Genomic DNA, 18,616 nt, shown 5'->3' on the forward strand with positions numbered 1-18,616 from the left:
GAGCATCATAACGGTTGATTTCATGCAATAATTTTAAATGGTCGAACGCCTTCAATCAAACTTCAGTATTCAACATTAAAAATTTTTGATTTTAACGAATCCCATAGGTGCCGTAAGACCCGTACTTTCCGTATTTTCCATATCCATAGTATCTTGAACCCCGGAAATCGAACCGGTTCATCACAACGCCGAGAATCTTTTCCTTTCCGAGCGAATTCACGAGATCCTCTACCAATCCCCGGGGTGTTTTTCCCGAATTGACAACCAGAACAATACCGTCAATCTGGCGGGCGAGCGCTGCGGTTTCAGCGGTATAATTGGGCGGCGGGGAATCAATGATAATGTATCGGTCCGCATAGCGGTGTTTGACCTCTTCAACCAGCTCCGCCATGGATTCCGATGAAAGCAGCTCCGAGGGATTGTGCGGCGGGGTGCCGCCGGGCAACAGACTCAGTTTTGCAATTTGAGTCTTCAGGATGACGGATGAAAGCGGTATTTTCCCGGAAAGATATTCACTCAGCCCGGGCACACTGTCGAAGCCGAAACGTCGATGCAGGCATGGCAGGCGAATATCGCAATCCATCAGCAATACGTGTTCTTCAATATTTTGCGCAATGCTGATCGCCAAATTCGCGGATACAAACGATTTGCCTTCACCGGGAACGGCACTGGTCACCAATATGGTTTTAGGAGGAACCCCGGAAACCGGAAACAAGAGATTGGTGCGCAATATTTTAAACTGTTCGGCTTCAAAAGATTGCGGATCATTCAGCACCACCAGGTTCGCATCAATATGATTTTGCTTATATAAAGGCTTTCCCAAATCGATGGGCGCGTCCCCGGCGCTCGGCCGCGGCGCAACAACCGGCCTTGCTTCCGGAGGCCCCGGCCCTTCAGTTATAATAACCGCTTCCTTGTTGGATTTACTCAACGCATCAAATACTTTTCCCATAAAGGCTCCCCTAAATATGCATGCATAACCACATCCCTAACCGCTCCAATCTCTATGCTCTATGCTCTCCGCTCTAAGCTCCCTACTCACCACCTCAAACCGTCAAATCATAACATTTCATTTTATTAAGAAGGGACTTATAGCTAATATTCAGCAATCCGGCCGCTTTTTTCCGGTTCCAGCGCGTTTGATCGAGGGCTTGTTTCATCGCTCGTTTTTCCGCTCGCATAATAAACTCTCTGCAAATTTCTTTTAATGAAATTTGCGTTAAGTCCTTCATGTAGGATCTTAATTCCGTCGTATCGAAACGCCGCGGAACCCCTTCGTTTCGCCCGGCAGTGCAAAACGGTTGTTTGCCGCCCTGAATACATCGGCAAAGAGATTCGATAAAACCGCCCTCATCCCCGACGATGACGGAACGTTTTACCACGGTCTCAATCTCCCGTACATTTCCGGGCCAGTCATATTCAGCATAAAGCGCCCGTGCTTTTCGGGGGACCTCATAGTGCCCTTTGCCGATTTCCCGGCAATATTTATCGGTAAAAAAATCAACCAGGACCGGTATGTCTCCGCGTCGTTCACGAAGCGGCGGAATTTCGATCATAAATACATTCAACCGGTAAAAAAGATCCTTTCGAAATCGACCCGTTTCTGTAAGGCTAATCAGATCATCACTGGTTGAAGCAATGATTCGCATCGTTGCGGGAGGTAACAGGCGGCTGGTCAACTCCCCTTCCAACGCCTCAAACAGGCGAAGCAAGGCGCCCTGAAGATCAGCGGCCAGTTGGCCGATCTCATCAAAAAATATGGTTCTTCCGGTATATACCTCGGCCTGCCCGGCCCCAACCTTCTCATCAAACGCCGATCGGATTTCAAACCATTTCAAAAGATCGTTCTGGAAAATATCCTGAGTGACCGCTCCGCTGTCAACCTTTATAAACTCATCCTCGCTCCGGTTAGACCAGAAATGAACCGCGCGCGCAACCAAATCCTTTCCCGAGCCCCGCTCGCCCTGAATAAGAAGGGCCTCACCCGAACGGGCGATCTCGAAAATAGACTTTTTTATTTTAACAATGTCAGGGTCACTGCCGATAATCATCGGCCAATGCCAAGCGCCTTGAGGATCAGGGGCTTCTCTTTCAAGATGCTTAAAATTTTCAACCGCATCTTTAATGTCTTCGGCGGTCGCTGCAGGGGAAAGGCCCCTTGTGTTTTCAAAACCGTTGACACTGATCAGTGTCAAAATTTCAGCCTCCCCTGTTAACACCAGCACCGGAAGTTTAAAATCCATCAGCTTCACAGCGTACAGGAGCCGCGTTGTTCTCTCAGTATTCAAATGCCCTATAATAAACACACGGGGCTTTAGCAGCGCTAAATTATCCAAACATATGGTTTCTTTTTCAAAACATACCCCCGTATCCCCCCATCCCGTAACGAGCGACCGAAGATAATTCCGCCGCGCGTCATTGGGCTCTAACACTACAATTGTATGCGGTTTTATCGTTGGTTTCATTTTAATCAACTAGGCGGTAGCAAGTAACAGCTTCATTTATGATCAACCGAAAAGGATACCCTGCATTCGAATGCAAACTGCATGCCGCCTTGTCGAACGAAGATCGGCACGACTGTTCAGGAATAACCCATCCGAATAGGGCTTTTGCTATTTTTTTAACATAAATTCATACAATTAATTCGATCTCCATCTGGGATTGTTTTCCATACAGGATCATTTTGTGGGTAAATAAATTCCTATTCCCACTGGGGCGTATATGGTAATCTTTTTCACACACCTGTGGCATTTTATTACATTTATTGGCAAGCCGGTGACACAATTTGTCATCCGTTGCAAAAAACCCCCGAATGCGAAATCAGGCGGATGGCAAATGGAAAAGGGTCTCCGCGTGCCAAAGCACTCGAAAACCCTCTGCAGGCGTCTCGATTAGGTAAGCGCCGCCCTATGCTTCTTTTCGGCGTTGGGCATACGCCAAACAGGCTTTAATATATGAGGTAAAAAGCGGGTGTGGATCCATCGGGCGGGACTTGAACTCGGGATGGAATTGGCACCCGAGAAACCAGGGATGATCCGATAGTTCGATAATCTCAACCAGATCTCCGCTGGGTGAGGTGCCGCTTACCGTCAACCCGTTTTGCTCAAGTCGCTCCCTGAATTCGTTGTTGAATTCGTACCGATGGCGATGACGCTCTGAAATATTGGGCATGCCATACGCTTTTTCAGCCAAAGAGCCCAGTACCAGCCGGCAGGGGTAAGCGCCCAGGCGCATGGTGCCGCCTTTGTCGGAATTGGCGTGTCTTTTTTGCAGGGTGCCAGTTTTTTCATCAAACCATTCCATCATCAGATAAATAACGGGAAAGGGAGAGTTCTCATCGAATTCGGCGCTATGCGCGCCGGCCATTCCAGCGATATGCCTTGCAAACTCAATCACGGCGATATGCATGCCAAGACAAATACCGAAAAAGGGAATCTTTTCTTCACGGGCATACTGAACCGCGCAGATCTTTCCCTCGATCCCCCTTGAACCGAACCCGCCTGGCACCAGCACGCCGTCCGCTCCCGCCAGCAATTCGGCGCAATTTTCTTTCGTGACCTTTTCCGAATCCACAAAGGTCAATCGTACCCGGCATTTATTCGGAAGCCCGCCATGGGCAAGGGCTTCGTTAAGGCTTTTGTAAGATTCCGTCAGGTCCACGTATTTTCCGACAATGGCAATCGTCACCTCGGCCTTTGGATTCAGTATATTTTCAAGCAGTGCCTCCCACGGCGTCAATCTCGGCGCTCTGGTCCAGATATGAAGCAACTCCACGATCTTGTCGTCCAGCCCTTCCTTGTGAAAGACAATCGGCACCTCATAGATACACTCCACGTCCTTGGCCGTGATCACCGCATCTTCTTCGACGTTACAAAACAGGGCGATCTTGCGTTTGATCTCTTTGGTAAGATACCGATCCGTCCGGCACAGCAAAATGTCCGGCTGAATGCCGATACCGCGAAGCTCTTTGACACTGTGCTGGGTCGGTTTGGTCTTTACCTCACCGGCCGTTGCAATATACGGCACCAGGGTCAAGTGAATATAAACCACATTGTCCTTTCCCGCTTCAGCCTTGAATTGCCGAATCGCCTCGAGAAACGGCAGACTTTCGATATCACCGATCGTTCCGCCGATCTCCACGATCAGAACATCAACGTCCTTGCCGGCCAACCGAATACACCGTTTGATTTCATCCGTAATATGTGGAATGACCTGAACGGTTCCCCCCAGATATTCCCCGCGGCGCTCCTTGCTAATGACGGCATCATAGATCTTGCCGGTGGTGAAATTGTTGCCCCGCCCCAGCTTGGCATGGGTAAAGCGCTCGTAATGACCAAGATCCAGATCCGTTTCTGCGCCATCTTCCGTTACGAACACCTCACCGTGCTGAAAGGGATTCATGGTTCCGGGATCCACATTGATATAGGGATCCAACTTCTGAATGGTTACGCTCAACCCGCGGCACTCCAGCAACGCACCGATAGAAGCGGACGCCAACCCTTTGCCGAGCGAAGAGAGGACGCCGCCGGTCACAAAGATGTACTTGGTGTTTTTATTCATTTTCCACCCTTCGTTCTGTTCGGTTTCGGTCAATCCGAGTCGCCTTTATTGATATCGCTTTTTAACATCCTCAATTGTTTTTTGAATCTCGTTTAAGGGCGACCGGCGGGTCGCCCCAACTCGCGCAATCACTCCGGAACGAAGATATTATCCGAAAAACGGGCCGCCTGTCCCAGATCTTCTTCGATTCGAATCAACTGGTTATATTTTGCCACCCGATCGGATCGGGACATGGAGCCGGTTTTGATCTGCCCGCCGTTGACGCCGACGGCCAGGTCCGCGATAAAACTGTCTTCGGTTTCACCCGATCGATGAGAAATAACGGTCGTATAACCGGCCTGTTTGGCCATTTCAATCGCATCAAGGGTTTCCGTCACCGTGCCGATCTGGTTGAGCTTGATCAAAATGGCATTAGCAACGCCCTGGTCAATTCCCTTCTTGAAGATCTCCGGATTCGTGACAAAAACATCATCCCCCACCAGTTGGACAGAGCCGCCGAGCCGATCCGTCATGATCTCCCAATTATCCCAATCATTTTCGGCCAGTCCGTCCTCGATTGAAAAGATGGGGTATTTGTCCACCAGTTGCGCATAATAATCGATCATCTCCGCAGCGGATAACGTCCTTCCCTCGGATTTCAAATGGTAGGCATCGTCCACGAAAAACTCGCTGGCCGCACAATCCAACGCAAGACCGATGTCCTTACCAGGACGGTATCCGGCCGTCTCGATCGCCTGCATGATCAGTTGAATGGCCGCTTCATTGGATTCCAGATTCGGCGCGAATCCGCCTTCATCCCCTACCGCCGTACTTAACCCTTTTCCATTCAGGATTTTTTTCAAACTATGAAAGGTTTCCGCGCCCATGCGCACGGCCGATCGAATGGAGGCGGCAGAAAACGGAATGATCATAAATTCTTGAATATCAAGGTTGTTGGCGGCATGGGCGCCGCCATTGAGAATATTCATCATGGGAACCGGTAAGTATCGCGCATTGATTCCCCCGAGGTGCCGGTAGAGCGGAATGCCGTAAGCAAGCGCCGCGGCCCGGGCAGCCCCCATCGAAACACCCAATATCGCATTGGCGCCCAGCTTGGATTTGTTGGGAGTCCCATCCAGCTCGATCATTCGCCGATCCAGTTCCACCTGAGCAGCGGCATCCATGCCCTGAACCGCAGGCAAAATACTGTGAATTACATTTTCAACCGCTTTGGTAACGCCCTTTCCACCGAACCGATCCGATTGATTATCCCTGAGCTCAAGCGCCTCTCGCGTACCGGTGGAGGCTCCGGAGGGAACCGCCGCGCGCCCCACCGCCCCACAGGCAAGCATCACATCCACTTCCACGGTGGGGTTGCCTCTTGAATCCAAAACTTCTCTTGCGAGCACATTGATTATCTCGGTCATACACGCCTCCCTATTCTTTCTCAAAAAAATTATACTGCTTATTGTTGGGCGGTTAAAATGCCCGGGCGAAGTGTTAACAAATGCGGTGGTAGTCGGTGCCAGGGCAATCGCATATAACCCATAGCCCGCTTCAGCCTTGAGAAAAATCGGATTCCAGCTGCGGCAAACTCACGCGGAACGCGTTCAAACAGTGCCGCAGCTTCCATCCGATCCCCCTCAAGGCTTTCGCTCCTAGCTGTTCATTTCTACATGCGATTGCCCTGCAGTCGGTGCTTCGTCCTCTTGACAAACGGTTAATGCATGTTACTAACCCCTATCAGGCGCCCTTGTCAAGACACGCAATGGGGTATATATATGCCGAAATCAACCGGTTAAAAGGCCACTGCATGGGACGATACATTTTTTTATCCCGCCGGCGCTCGGGGAAAAAAACAACCCGAAATGGAATTATTAAGCATGCAACACAACGAAATTATTGGAAATATATATGCCAGTGCCCATCTGGTCGTCTCAGCAGCCAGAGTGCTCGAATATCAGCAGGGAGTACCACCGTCCGTTGAGCAGGTCTGTGAGATGCTGCGCTTCACCCCGGAGCAGGGGTACCTGGTTTGCCGAAGAATGAAGGCGCTGGGCATTATTGACATTGTTGAAGGCGCTTTCGGAACGCGCATCTATATTGGTGATCACTTAAAAATCGAAGCGATACCAAAGGGGAAAAAGGAAAGCGATCTAGCCAAAGATCTGGCGGCCTTTCAAACTTCCAGAAAAGGCATCTTTGAAAAAGTCGAATCCTTCAAAACCCAGCAAGAGGAAAAGAAAAAAAGCCTTTTCGCGGATCTTGAAAAACAATTAAAGGAAAACCTGGAAAAGAAAAAAAGATAGAATGGCCTTACGGGACTCATTGCAGCCCCACCTCCCAGTTCCACAGACCGGGCCGCTGCTTGAGAGATATGCCCGTTGGCACCGGTTCCTGCAAATGAACGAACATCTCGAAACCCGCCTGTTTGAGCCGGCCCTTCTTTTCGCTCAAATCGATTTTCCAGTTGGGAAACACCCAGTTGTCCGGCCCGTGGCGTTGAACCCAGGCCTGCTCGCCCTTCGGGCTGACATAAGCGCTGCCATAGTGAAACGCATTGGAAACGCCTCTGGAAACACACAGCGGCCAATGCCCGGATATAACCATACCGATGGAAAGAGAACTGTGTTCCGGAAGCAGCAACAGCTCTTTTTCACCCAGCTCCGGGGTCACCAGGACACCGGAAAACCCCATTGACCTTAAAAGATCGATTCCCGGCGGATTGGATACGTTGCAAAAGGGGCCGGCCCAAAAATCGTATTGAGCGGCCGGGCTGAAAAACGCGATCTGCCAGGGCGCATTCAGTACAAAATGACGAGCGCCATCGCGAATCACCCGGTCGATCAATTGAATGAGCGCCTCTTCATGGGCAGGCCACACCACCGGCGGCAACCACCAGAACACATCGACTCTTTGATCTTTTCGAACCGCCTCAATCGCCTCAGCAGACAACCATGCCCCGATCAGGGTATTCACCGGGGCCGGGCCGGGCTGCCGAAAAACCATCATCTCTCTTACTTCGTGTCGTTTTCTTCGTCGTTCGGCGGATGAAAACCGTTTTTCAGGCAAATCGATCGGCAATGCCACCGGCGGTAGTTCGCTTTCCAGCGCCTTGATCTTTTCCGCCAAAGCGTGTTCCAGCCGATCCACGAGGAACACCGGCGTTCCGGTTTCCGGCCCCTTTCCGGGTGCGACTTTCAGATAATAACGACCCCGTTTGGGAACGGATTGTTTCACCTTATGGAGACTATGCCACGGATCATCCTCATACCCCGTTCGCAGCAGATCCCCTGCAAAAAGGGGTTCCCGGGGAATGATATACGGGCTATTGCGAGGCCCCTGGCATTTTCCGATCAGCATGCCGGACCCGGTCTGTTTATCGGCGTCCACCGGACTCTGCGGCCGCTGCGGCAAAAAATTATAGTGCGTGCCCGGCCGGCCCAGGGCTTGGTCCAGCAATTCCAGGGCCGCTTTTCTGGCCTGCGGATTCTGCCCCTCATCGCGAATCATCCGGTAAGCCTGAACCGTATAATAAACATAGTGGGGACCCTTGCGTCGGCCTTCAATTTTCCAGGCATGAAGTTGCGGAATCGACAAGAGCACCTTGCCAAGCACATCGAGACTCAGATCCTGGCAGGAAAAATAACGGCCGGACTGCTGCCCCCCTGCCACTGTGTAGCGTCTTCGGCAGGGCTGCACGCAGCGGCCGCGAAGCCCGCTCTTCCCCCCCATATAACTGCTCCAGTAGCATCGGCCGGAAACACCGAAACAAAGCGCCCCGTGGACAAAAAGCTCCAGCCCGAGTCCGTCCGGGCAGGCTGCCGCCATGGCTTTTATTTCATCGATGTTGAGTTCACGCGGCAACACGACCCGGTCCACACCGAGTTGCCGGTGAACCATCGCCAGTGCACGGCCGAAGCTGACATTGGCCAGTGTGGACAGGTGCAACTGCCCCTTAAACCCCGCCTGACGGGCCAGCGGCACAAACGCCAGATCCTGAATAATCAACGCATCCGGCCGCACATGGTGACTTAAACGCGCCACCAGATTACCGGCTGCCGCTATTTCCGTGGGGCGCAGCATGCTGTTGAGGGTGACATGGACCTTTACCCCGTTATCACGGGCCAGCCCCGCCAGCGCCGCCAGTTCTTCCAGCGTGAAATTGACCGCTCCCATGCGGGCGCTCAGCTCTTTGAGGCCGCAATAAACGGCATCCGCGCCGGCTGCAATGGCCGCCAGAAAGGCCGGTCTGTTGCCCGCCGGCGCCAGAATCAGGGGGACAGCCGGTTGAATCTGATGTTGCGCCATGATTTTTATTCTGTGTTCTCTTCTTTTTGGGTGAAAAAGACAAAATTATTTTGAATACCCTGCCGCCGATTTCGAATCAATTCCCGGGACCGAACCGCCCACTGTGATTTTGTCATGATATAAATCACATTAAAATTCTATTTGTTATGGACAATCCCGGCTTTACCCCCCTGCCCCGAGGGGGCTCTGTCAACTAGCCCAGGGTTGCGGCAAAGCCGCTACCCTGGGGAAACGATGAACCAACCAATTAACCATCAACCCCAACGGGGGTTGTGTCAGTCCCAGATAAACCGTTCATCCCATTGCAAACCGTTTTTACGGAGAAGTGCGCCATATTCCTCCTGAAATGTTCGCTTTTTATGATGTTCCCGCTGGTTGGATATGTATGCGCGTGTAGGGTCCATGGCTGATGGGCTGACTGAAAACGCGCCATATCCTCCCTGCCACGCGAAATCCGCCAATGCTGGCTCTCTTTGTTTAATCCAGATGCTTGACACCCGTTTGATTTCTTTTACCCAATCGGCTTGTGAAAGGGTTCTGGCCAACCGGCACAAGAGATGTACATGATCTTCCGTGCCCCCCACGATAACCGGTGGACTATCCAGTTCCTTCGAAATCCCACCCAAATACGCATGCATTTCCTTCCGCACTTGCGCATTCCGCAAGAACGGCTCGCGGCCTTTCGTTGAAAACACCAAATGAATATGAACGGCGGACAACAACTGCGGCATATCAACGTCCTTCCACCGACACAACCCCGTTGGGGTTGTTGACAAACCGGTTCATATCTCGTTTCCCAGGGTAGCGGCTTCGCCGCAACCCTGGGCTATGTTACATAGCCCCGTTGGGGCATGAGGCCCTGTTCATCGTCCCGGCCGGGTTACAGGCCTATCCGTCGTTGAATTCAGCGTACGATTTATTTCTCCACGCGCCCGGCTCGACAAGGCTGTTATAGACCATTATATTTTCCAATACCATAACCAATGTTTTACGGAAACCAAACCTGTGCTATGGTAGCACGGCGGTTTCGCCCATATTCTTTAGCGAAAGGGAATTTAAATGAAAATAGCCATCAGCGGAAAAGGCGGCGTCGGGAAAACGACGTTTTCCTCCTTACTCATACGAACCCTCGATGAGGCGGGCAAACATGTGCTGGCGATCGATGCGGACCCGGACGCCAATCTGGCCGCGGCCGTAGGCATCAAAAATGCCGAGGCCATCACCCCCATATCCGAAATGAAAGAGCTTATTTATGAGCGAACCGAGGCGCAACCCGGCAGCATCGGCGGGTTTTTCAAATTAAACCCCAAGGTGGACGATTTGCCGGATGCCCTGTCCGCACGGCTCGGTAACATTAAATTGATGCGGCTGGGCGGCGTTAAAAAAGGCGGCACGGGCTGTATCTGCCCGGAAAGCACCTTGCTTAAAATGTTGGTAACGCATGTGGTGCTATCCCGGGATGAAGTCGTTATCATGGACATGGAAGCCGGCATCGAGCATCTCGGGCGGGGAACAGCCCGGGCCGTCGATAAGTTGCTGGTCGTGGTGGAACCCGGTCGCAGAAGCATTGAAACCGCAGGACATATTCGCCATCTGGCCGATGATATCGGCCTGAAAAATATCGCTTTGATCGGCAATAAAATTCGAAATGCAAGCGATGAGGCCTTTTTGCGGGCAGGCTTGCCGGATTTTGAATTTTTGGCCTTTCTTCCGTATGATGATGCGCTGATCGAGGCAGATGTGAAAGGGATTTCACCGTTTGACGTGGACTCAACGGCAAAAATGCGCGTGAAAGAGATCATTGCCAAATTATAAATCGCACGAAAACAGGCCGCCGAGGGTGCGAAGTGGCATCAAGAAGCGCGATCCGCGCCGCCACCGTTATCGAAACGAACCACCGGACACACCCGCGCCTCACCCCTTAAAGCCGGCAGCGGATGCCGGTCTGAAAAAGGTGTTCGCTGAGATCGGCACACCGGAACAACGGCCGTTTCAACCCGATCCATTTCAACTCGCGGCCCTGGCCGCAATCGAGCGTTCCGATTGCCTGGTTTCTGTGCCCACGGGAGCCGGGAAAACCTGGATCGCTCAAAAAGCCATGGAGCGGATTCACAAGATCGGCGGTCAATCCTGGTACGCCTCGCCGCTCAAAGCACTCAGCAACTCAAAATATGCTGAATTCAGCCGGATTTTCGGCTCCGAAAATGTCGGCATTCTCACCGGGGATCGAAAAGAAAACCCGGGCGCTCCCATGATTGTCGGCACAACGGAAATTCTGAGAAATCAGCTTTACGATGCCATGAGCCAGGGTGCCACCCTGAGTACGGATCTGGTAATTCTCGATGAAGCCCATTTTCTGGGCGATCAAGAGCGCGGTGTCGTCTGGGAAGAGGTGATGATCTATCTTCCGCAAAGAATCTCGCTGCTAATGCTCTCGGCCACCATCGGAAATGCGGATCAGATTGCCGGCTGGCTGCAATCGATCCGGAAAAAACCGTGTGAAATCGTTCAGTCAAACGACCGGCCGGTTCCGCTGTATCCGCTGTTTTTCCACCCTTCCGGTGAGCTGTTGCCCTTTTTCGGTCAAAGCGCCAAGGGAAAAAAACAGCGGCTTCATAAAAAGGTTCGGGAATATTTAACGGAAAAACCCCGGCCGCAGCTATCCCCTCGCGGCAAACTGCCGCCGTTTGGCGCCATGCTTCGGGTGTTGCGCAAATATAACCTGCTGCCGGCAATTTTTTTTCTCAAATCCCGGGCGGACTGCGATGCGGCGCTTGAAAAATGCCTGGAAAATCCGCTTCCCGAACCGGAACGCAAATTCGCCATCAGCGATGTGATCGAGCAGTTTGCCGCCCAAAGCCCCCGCATCGCGCACCACCGCCAGCGAAGCCATCTGGAAAACCTGGCCGTGGGGGCGCATCATGCCGGTCAGTTGCCCATCTGGAAAATTCTCGTTGAAAATCTCATGACACAAGGGTTGCTCGATGCGGTCTTTGCCACCTCGACGGTGGCGGCCGGAATGAACTTTCCGGCCCGAACGGTTGTTTTTTTTAATACGGACCGGTTTAACGGCAAGGAGTTCATGCCGCTGAGCGCCACGGAGTTTCATCAAATGACCGGGCGGGCGGGCAGGCGCGGCATCGATCACATCGGGTTCGCCCTGGCGGCACCGAGCAAATTTCTGGACATTCCCCTCACCGCCGATCTGCTGGCCTCGCCGCCGTCCGATGTGGACAGCCAGATTCGGATTAACTTCTCCATGACGCTGAACCTTCTGCTTTCCCACACGCCTGAAGAAATTCGGAACCTGTTGACCCGCTCCTTTGCCGATTATCAAAGCCGCCGAAGAAAGGCACGGTTTTCGCCAACCGCGGACAGCACGGAAAACCTTCTGTGGCAGGATTTTCTTCGCCACCTGAGTTTGTTGTCGGACAAGGGCTATGTCACGGAAAACGGCATGCTGACCGAGGACGGAATCTGGGCGTCCCAACTGCGGGTCGATCAGCCATTGTTGATTGCCGAGGGCCTTCAACTGGGCCTGTTGCCCGCATCTGATCCTGCCCTGCTGGCGGGGCTCATCGCGGCGTTGGTGTATGACCGGGAAACCGAGGATCGAATGATTCGCCCGCTTTTGCCCAAAAAGCTGATTAGCGCGTTTCTGTCGGTCAAGCGGGGGCTTACGCCGCTGGCTGCGGAAATGACGGCACTCGGATTTTCAGTCCGCCCGTTGCTGATCAAACCGGCAGCGGCGGTGTATGCCTGGGCTCGTCATTACCCATGGGACAAACTGGCGCCAACCGCGGAAATGGAGGAAGGGGACCTGGCCATGCTGATTCTAAGAACCGCAGACCATTTGCGCCACATTCGAACCCTGACGCAAGCCTTTCCGGAAACCGCACAAGCCGCTGCGGAAGCGGTGACGCTTCTATTAAAAGAACCGGTTTTGACGGACGATGTTAGATAGGCTGACATTTGGCGTATTCTAGTATTGCCCTTGTTTTTTTAATTCCTCGTACAACGCTTTCCCCTCGCTAAACGCTTTATACACGACCGATGAGGTGATTGTGGCGGCGGAAACGGCATCCACAGCCGGGTCAAACACAAACAGGTCGGAAATGTTCTTTCCGACAAACCGACCGCGAAGCTTGTTCGTGTCTTTTTCCGTAAACGGCTGATTTCCGTATTTGGTCAATTGGATGGGTACGAAATCCACAATTTTTCCATCACTCTGAAAAATATAAAAAAACTGTGCATCATGACAGGCATCGCAGGGCAAAAATCGATAAACCGGCTTGATAAACAACCGAACCGGCTTGCCGTCTTTTTTCCCGTTGCTGATATAAATGGCACCTCCGTCCTCTAACGCAACGCTCTTGATCTCATCGAAAGCGACACCTGTTTTAAAGATAGCCATTACCATCAGTTCCATCATCTTTTGTTCGGAAAAAAGGGGGGTGGGCTCCGTCTTGGCTATTGAGTCAATCCCGGTGCTTTTGATAAATGCGGACGGCTCTGTTTTCAACAAGGGGAGAACTTCGTCAAACAGCAACTTGGCCTGCGCTTGAAAGCCCAAATGGGATCCGACCACTACGGCAGTTTTTGCGTCTCGGTTTCGCCTCACATAAATACTCAGTGGCGTGCCGCTTCTTCCGGTCGCGTCCCAAACCATATAATTTGGATCTCCGACAAGGGGAAACGGCACCTTAAAACGTTTTTTAAATACGGCTATCTCCTTATCGGTGTTTCCCACTGCAACGGCCAGTATTCTAATTTTTGAGCGAACCTGCTGATCCGCATCTATCAGTGCAAATAGCTCATTGAGAACAGGCGCCTGCTTTTTACAGCTGGCACAATGAACGTTCATGATCTCCACCAACACCAAATCCGCCTGAATATCGTTGACCGTAAAATACTGACCTTTTGCAATACCCAGATAGGCCCGGTCGTTCTCTTCGAATAACGGCGATAGGGAAATATCGGGAAAAAATTCTCCAACCGCCAAGGGATGCCCCGGCGCAGTCATCGAACCCAAGGCTGAATTAAAGTTGCTTATCCATAAAATGGATAGGCATAAAAACAAAATTTTTCTTTTCATATTAAATTCATTGATTTATTTTGTTTAATACCTGAGAGAAAATAACCTCAACACGCTTACGCCATGCCCTCCCTAAAAAAGCCCGCTTGATGGTAACCGACAGCAAGCGGGCCATTTCATGAGGTGTAGCATGTTATATTCTACTGCTGGTTAGCCGGAAAAAGCATGGCCGGCTTGGTCGTCTTTCCGGTGGCATTGGGGAAATCTTCCGCCTTGTATGCCTTTTGGTTGTGTTTGATCAGCTCGTTTGCTTCTTCCATAAACCCGACATACCGTTTTTTACATTCATAAAAGCCGTGCCACCAGGCATAATCCGGCGCCATCATGGCCGCGCCGAACCGGGCGCGACGGCCCTCATGATGCCAAAGCTCATAAAATTCAACTTCGAGCGCCTCGTCAAACATGCGCGTGTTATCCAGCAGCCCTTTTTCGTTGAGCGCGTCAAATATCTGTTTGGCCGGCTTGTAGTAAATCTCGTTATATTCCGAAATCGTTTTATCCAGTTGCACATAATGCGCATCCACCCAGGTTTTGCCGTGGCATTGCATGCAGACTTCCTTCATTTTATCGCGCTCCACCTGCCAATTGGTTTTGGCCGGAAAGGGCTTGAATTCTTCCGGCCGAATGGTCAGGGGCGCCTGAGTTTCCCAGGAAAGCCGCTCGGTCACGTCATGAGACGTCAACACCGTACCCGCGCCCGACATATGGCAGGAAGCACAGGTGGGGCCTCTGAAATCCACCCCGGGCGTCCAGGTGCCGGCTGCGGCGGTCCAGTTATAGTCATCCCCATGGGCCGTGTAGATATCGCCGTGCTTTGATTCCATGAATATTTCTATCTGCGGGTGATCCGGCCCCAGGTGACACTGCCCGCAGGCTTCGGGCTTTCGAGCTTCCATCACTGAAAACATGTGCCGGGTGTGGCAACTTGTGCAAGATCCCTTGCTGCCGTCCATATTGATTCGTCCCACCCCCACATTGGGCCATGTTTCCGGATCAAGCATCCCGTCTTTCATGCTCAAAATGGTGCCATGACAGTGATAGCACCCGGATGCCCGCTCAAAATCACTGTTCATTCCCTGGTTCAGCCATGGATCGATTTTCCAGATGATCTCCATGGTGTTGGCATGTTTGCTTCGGGCATATTGGGCGGCTTCATCCGGATGGCACCGGGAGCAGTCCTTCGGTGTCACCACGGCGGTCACCGGCACCTTGTACTCGGCGGTACCGTAAGGCGCGTCCGCCCGTTCGTATTGCTTATAATGGGAAACGCTGACATCCTTGTCAAAGGACTCAGCCATATGGCAATCCAGGCAAGTCACATTGGCATTGGCATGACGGCTCTTGGCCCAGTCCGAAAACAGCCCCGGGTGTTCCTGGCGATGGCAAGCGATGCAGGCCATGGCCTCCTTGGGCATGCTTCGCTCGATTCGAAACGCTTTTTCTTTCGGCAAATTCTCCGCCAACGCTTCATTCGAGAACAGGGAAACTGCCGCATAAATGCCAAACACGACGCTGATTATCATCGCCCTTACAATCCAACGGTTCATTTTTTCCATTCCCTTCTTCGATATGGTAAGCATCAAAAAAACCCTGATTTCACGGGTAACCCGACCTAACCCGATTTTCTATTTTATCGGCGGATCAAAGCCGCTGCGCCCGGTAACTGTTCCAGTATTGCTTATACCGGTATGTGGGACTTTCATTATGTACAAGGTCTCGATGACAATCGACACATTTCTTCTCATACCCGGGCCGGGGGTACAACACAGTCTTATGGGCCAGCATCGCCCCCCGACGGTTCGGAATATATAATATGTTCCGGTGACATTTCAGGCATTGATCATTTTTCAGGCTCGCATAGGCCGCCTGCCGGTTCTTATCATGGTCGTATTGATCCTGCAAAAAATGCACGGCGACATCTTTAATACCATGAATCGTCTTGCTGAAAAAAAAGTTGATGGTATCGTGAGGCACGGGCAGGTGGCAATCCATGCAATCCGCGACAAATCCCTGTGCATTGTTGACATGGGTAGAAGTTTTCCAGGTATTATAAGCAAACTCAATCTCATGGCATGACGCGCAAAACTGCGGGGTAGACGTACGCACCATCGTATAATAGGTCATACTGAAAATCGGGAAAGCAATGAGAATACCAATACCGATAAGCAAAACGGACTTCAGGCTTCTTTTCATTTGTCTTTATCCGTGCCGTGCTGATGGGGGTTAGAAAAAATACGTCGGGAAATGGTTCCCGTGTTTCAGGCCTTACTGACGATACTACTTAATATGACACACCAAATTGATGTAAATCAATTTTTTTTCTCGCACCGAAAATAAATTGCCTGTAATTTCCTTCTCATTCGTGCTTTGACAATAGGCAGGTTTCACCTTAAATTGGACCCATAGGATAAAAAAATCGCATCAATAAACCCCATAAGGATGAACCGCATGGAAGCGCCGCCTAATCCGGCAAAGCCGGATGCTGGGAGGCTGGGAGGTTGGGATGTCGGAAAATCTAAAAGGGCCATCTTCCTCCTACGGTAACAATACACGCAAAAGCGTGCATGTTTCCGAAAAAGAGCCTAAAGCCACTCGGGAAGCTTGCAAAGCAGAACTCGGAACCGTGACCAAATACCGGGAGCAGCTTCCGGCCATAGCAGACAAACTCATAGAGAGTTGCAATGACAATGAGTGTTATGTTCATGTGGATTATGAACCCATTCCCTCCCGGGGGTCCGTCATTGAAATTATCGACCGGTTCAGGGAGATTATTTTCCCGGGCTATTTTTCCCGTGGCAAACTTGATCCGGTAAATCTTAAATACGTTATGGGGCAGGCAGCCACCGCGCTTTACGATTTACTGGTGGAGCAAATCTGCAACAGCATTCGTCATGATTGCTTTCGCTATGATACTGCCTGCAGGGATTGCGGCGAAGAAAGCCACCGCATCGCCCTGGAAATGCTGGCCTCGGTACCGGATTTGAGAAAAACCTTATCCAAAGACGTCCGCGCCACTTTCGAAGGGGATCCGGCCGCGAAAAGTTACGATGAAATCATTTTCAGTTATCCGGGATTATATGCGCAGACCGTTTACCGCATCGCGCATCGGCTGCTGGAACTGAATGTGCCCGTATTGCCGAGAATCATGACCGAATACGCGCACAGCCATACCGGCATCGACATTCACCCGGGCGCCACTATCGGCGAACATTTCGTCATTGATCACGGAACAGGGATAGTCATCGGCGAAACAACGGATATCGGCGATCATGTCCGCATATACCAAGGAGTGACGCTCGGCGCGCTGTCCCTGCCGCCCGATGCGGGAAAGCGCTATCGGGGGAAAAAACGCCATCCGACCATTGAAAATGAGGTGATCATCTACTCGGGCGCAACGATTTTAGGCGGCGATACCGTTATCGGCGCTCGCTCCGTTATCGGCGGCAATGTGTGGTTGACCGAATCGGTGCCCCCCGATACGAAGGTTATTATGGAATCACCGAAACTGATATACAAATAGGGCTGAGAGCGAAGTTTTAAGGGTTATGATTTCACAATTTCGATACCGTATCCATGAAACCGTGCACTAAGGGACACCGAATTTTTTGGTATACCGTTTATGTGTTGCGTATTTTCGATTGACTGTCGGAATTGTAGGGGTTGCGGGTAATAGTCCACGTTAAGTATGTTGGCATTTTCTGATTTCCTAAGGAGTCGCGATGAAGATATTTCCCGATGTCGGCGCCACCATCGGCGCAACGCCTCTGGTCCGTCTCAACCGAATCGCGCAAGGCATAGAGGCCGAACTATTTGCCAAGCTGGAATTTTTCAACCCGCTGGGAAGCGTCAAAGACCGCATTGCAATGGCAATGATTGAAGACGCAGAAGCGCAGGGGAAGATTTCCCCGGAAACCCTGATTGTCGAACCCACCAGCGGCAACACGGGGATTGCCCTGGCTTTCGTTTGTGCAGCCCGGGGATACCGCCTTTGTCTGACCATGCCTGAAACCATGAGTATCGAACGCCGTCACCTGTTGAGGCATTTGGGCGCAGAACTCATTCTGACACCGGGTGCGCTCGGCATCAAAGGCGCTATCGAAAAAGCCAACAGCCTGGCGGCAAATCAGTCGAATTCCTTTATGCCCGATCAATTTAAAAACCCGGCCAACCCCGAAATTCACAGAAAGACAACAGCGGAGGAAATCTGGCGGGACACCGGCGGCGACATTGACATTCTCGTCGCGGGCATCGGCACGGGCGGCACCATTACCGGCGTGGGGCAGGTGATTAAACAACGAAATCCAAATTTTAAGGTCATCGCGGTGGAGCCGGCTGATTCACCGGTGCTCTCCGGTGGCAAGCCCGGCCCGCATAAAATTCAGGGCATCGGTGCGGGGTTTATTCCCGATGTGCTGGATCGAAGTATTATGGATGATATTGTCGCGGTCACCAACGAAGATGCATTTGAAACCGCCCGGGCGCTTGCCCGTATGGAGGGAATCCTGTGCGGCATCTCGTCGGGGGCTGCGGTTTGGGCCGCCATGACGGTAGCCCGCAAAAAAGAATTCAAGGGCAAACGAATCGTCGCCATTATCCCCAGCACGGGCGAACGCTACATCAGCACGGATCTTTTCAAAAAAGACTAACCGCGCCAATCGCGCATTTCCAAAG

General features: G+C 51.8%; 14 protein-coding genes. 5 read left to right on the top strand and 9 right to left on the bottom strand.

Annotated elements, in window-relative coordinates; genetic code table 11:
* Nucleotides 1-91: 91 nt before the first annotated feature.
* From RBT11_00600 to eno, 4 genes are all read right to left on the bottom strand, one after another.
* On the bottom strand, nt 92-952 hold the full coding sequence (locus RBT11_00600) for a polysaccharide biosynthesis tyrosine autokinase (protein MDX9785253.1): 861 nt from the start codon (nt 950-952) through the stop codon (nt 92-94).
* 94 nt (nt 953-1,046) lie between these two features.
* Nucleotides 1,047-2,243, bottom strand: coding sequence for a sigma 54-interacting transcriptional regulator (locus RBT11_00605; protein MDX9785254.1), 1,197 nt, complete (start codon nt 2,241-2,243; stop codon nt 1,047-1,049).
* Between the two features lie 664 nt (nt 2,244-2,907).
* Nucleotides 2,908-4,560: a CTP synthase gene (locus RBT11_00610; GenBank protein ID MDX9785255.1), complete on the bottom strand. Its 1,653-nt coding sequence runs from the start codon at nt 4,558-4,560 to the stop codon at nt 2,908-2,910.
* 128 nt (nt 4,561-4,688) lie between these two features.
* Entirely contained in the window at nt 4,689-5,966 is a 1,278-nt protein-coding gene (gene eno, locus RBT11_00615) for a phosphopyruvate hydratase (protein ID MDX9785256.1), read from the bottom strand.
* 456 nt (nt 5,967-6,422) lie between these two features.
* Between eno and RBT11_00620 the strand changes: the two genes are divergently transcribed.
* On the top strand, nt 6,423-6,848 hold the full coding sequence (locus tag RBT11_00620; protein MDX9785257.1) for a hypothetical protein: 426 nt from the start codon (nt 6,423-6,425) through the stop codon (nt 6,846-6,848).
* Nucleotides 6,849-6,864: 16 nt separating this feature from the next.
* Here RBT11_00620 and RBT11_00625 read toward each other — a convergent pair whose 3' ends face one another.
* Nucleotides 6,865-8,850: a peptidase U32 family protein gene (locus tag RBT11_00625; GenBank protein ID MDX9785258.1), complete on the bottom strand. Its 1,986-nt coding sequence runs from the start codon at nt 8,848-8,850 to the stop codon at nt 6,865-6,867.
* Nucleotides 8,851-9,125: 275 nt separating this feature from the next.
* Complete coding sequence (locus RBT11_00630; protein MDX9785259.1) at nt 9,126-9,581, bottom strand: transposase; 456 nt, start codon at nt 9,579-9,581, stop codon at nt 9,126-9,128.
* Nucleotides 9,582-9,909: 328 nt separating this feature from the next.
* On the opposite strand from RBT11_00630, the gene RBT11_00635 reads away from it, so the two are divergent.
* Both RBT11_00635 and RBT11_00640 read left to right on the top strand, forming a co-directional pair.
* Entirely contained in the window at nt 9,910-10,665 is a 756-nt protein-coding gene (locus RBT11_00635) for a carbon monoxide dehydrogenase accessory protein CooC (GenBank protein MDX9785260.1), read from the top strand.
* Between the two features lie 25 nt (nt 10,666-10,690).
* Complete coding sequence (locus RBT11_00640) at nt 10,691-12,814, top strand: DEAD/DEAH box helicase (GenBank protein ID MDX9785261.1); 2,124 nt, start codon at nt 10,691-10,693, stop codon at nt 12,812-12,814.
* A gap of 18 nt (nt 12,815-12,832) precedes the next feature.
* On the opposite strand, the gene RBT11_00645 is transcribed toward RBT11_00640, so the two are convergent.
* The 3 genes from RBT11_00645 to RBT11_00655 all read right to left on the bottom strand — a co-directional run bounded on the left by RBT11_00645 (nt 12,833) and on the right by RBT11_00655 (nt 16,138).
* Entirely contained in the window at nt 12,833-13,852 is a 1,020-nt protein-coding gene (locus tag RBT11_00645; GenBank protein ID MDX9785262.1) for a hypothetical protein, read from the bottom strand.
* Nucleotides 13,853-14,085: 233 nt separating this feature from the next.
* Complete coding sequence (locus RBT11_00650) at nt 14,086-15,492, bottom strand: multiheme c-type cytochrome (protein ID MDX9785263.1); 1,407 nt, start codon at nt 15,490-15,492, stop codon at nt 14,086-14,088.
* Nucleotides 15,493-15,586: 94 nt separating this feature from the next.
* Complete coding sequence (locus RBT11_00655; GenBank protein MDX9785264.1) at nt 15,587-16,138, bottom strand: NapC/NirT family cytochrome c; 552 nt, start codon at nt 16,136-16,138, stop codon at nt 15,587-15,589.
* A 310-nt stretch (nt 16,139-16,448) separates the two neighbouring features.
* On the opposite strand from RBT11_00655, the gene RBT11_00660 reads away from it, so the two are divergent.
* The gene (locus RBT11_00660; protein MDX9785265.1) at nt 16,449-17,465 is read left to right on the top strand and encodes a serine acetyltransferase; all 1,017 of its coding nucleotides are present in this window, start codon (nt 16,449-16,451) and stop codon (nt 17,463-17,465) included.
* Nucleotides 17,466-17,664: 199 nt separating this feature from the next.
* Nucleotides 17,665-18,591, top strand: coding sequence for a cysteine synthase A (cysK, locus tag RBT11_00665; protein MDX9785266.1), 927 nt, complete (start codon nt 17,665-17,667; stop codon nt 18,589-18,591).
* Nucleotides 18,592-18,616: the final 25 nt, after the last annotated feature.

The organism is Desulfobacterales bacterium (assembly GCA_034003325.1).
GTDB lineage: Bacteria > Desulfobacterota > Desulfobacteria > Desulfobacterales > JAFDDL01 > JAVEYW01.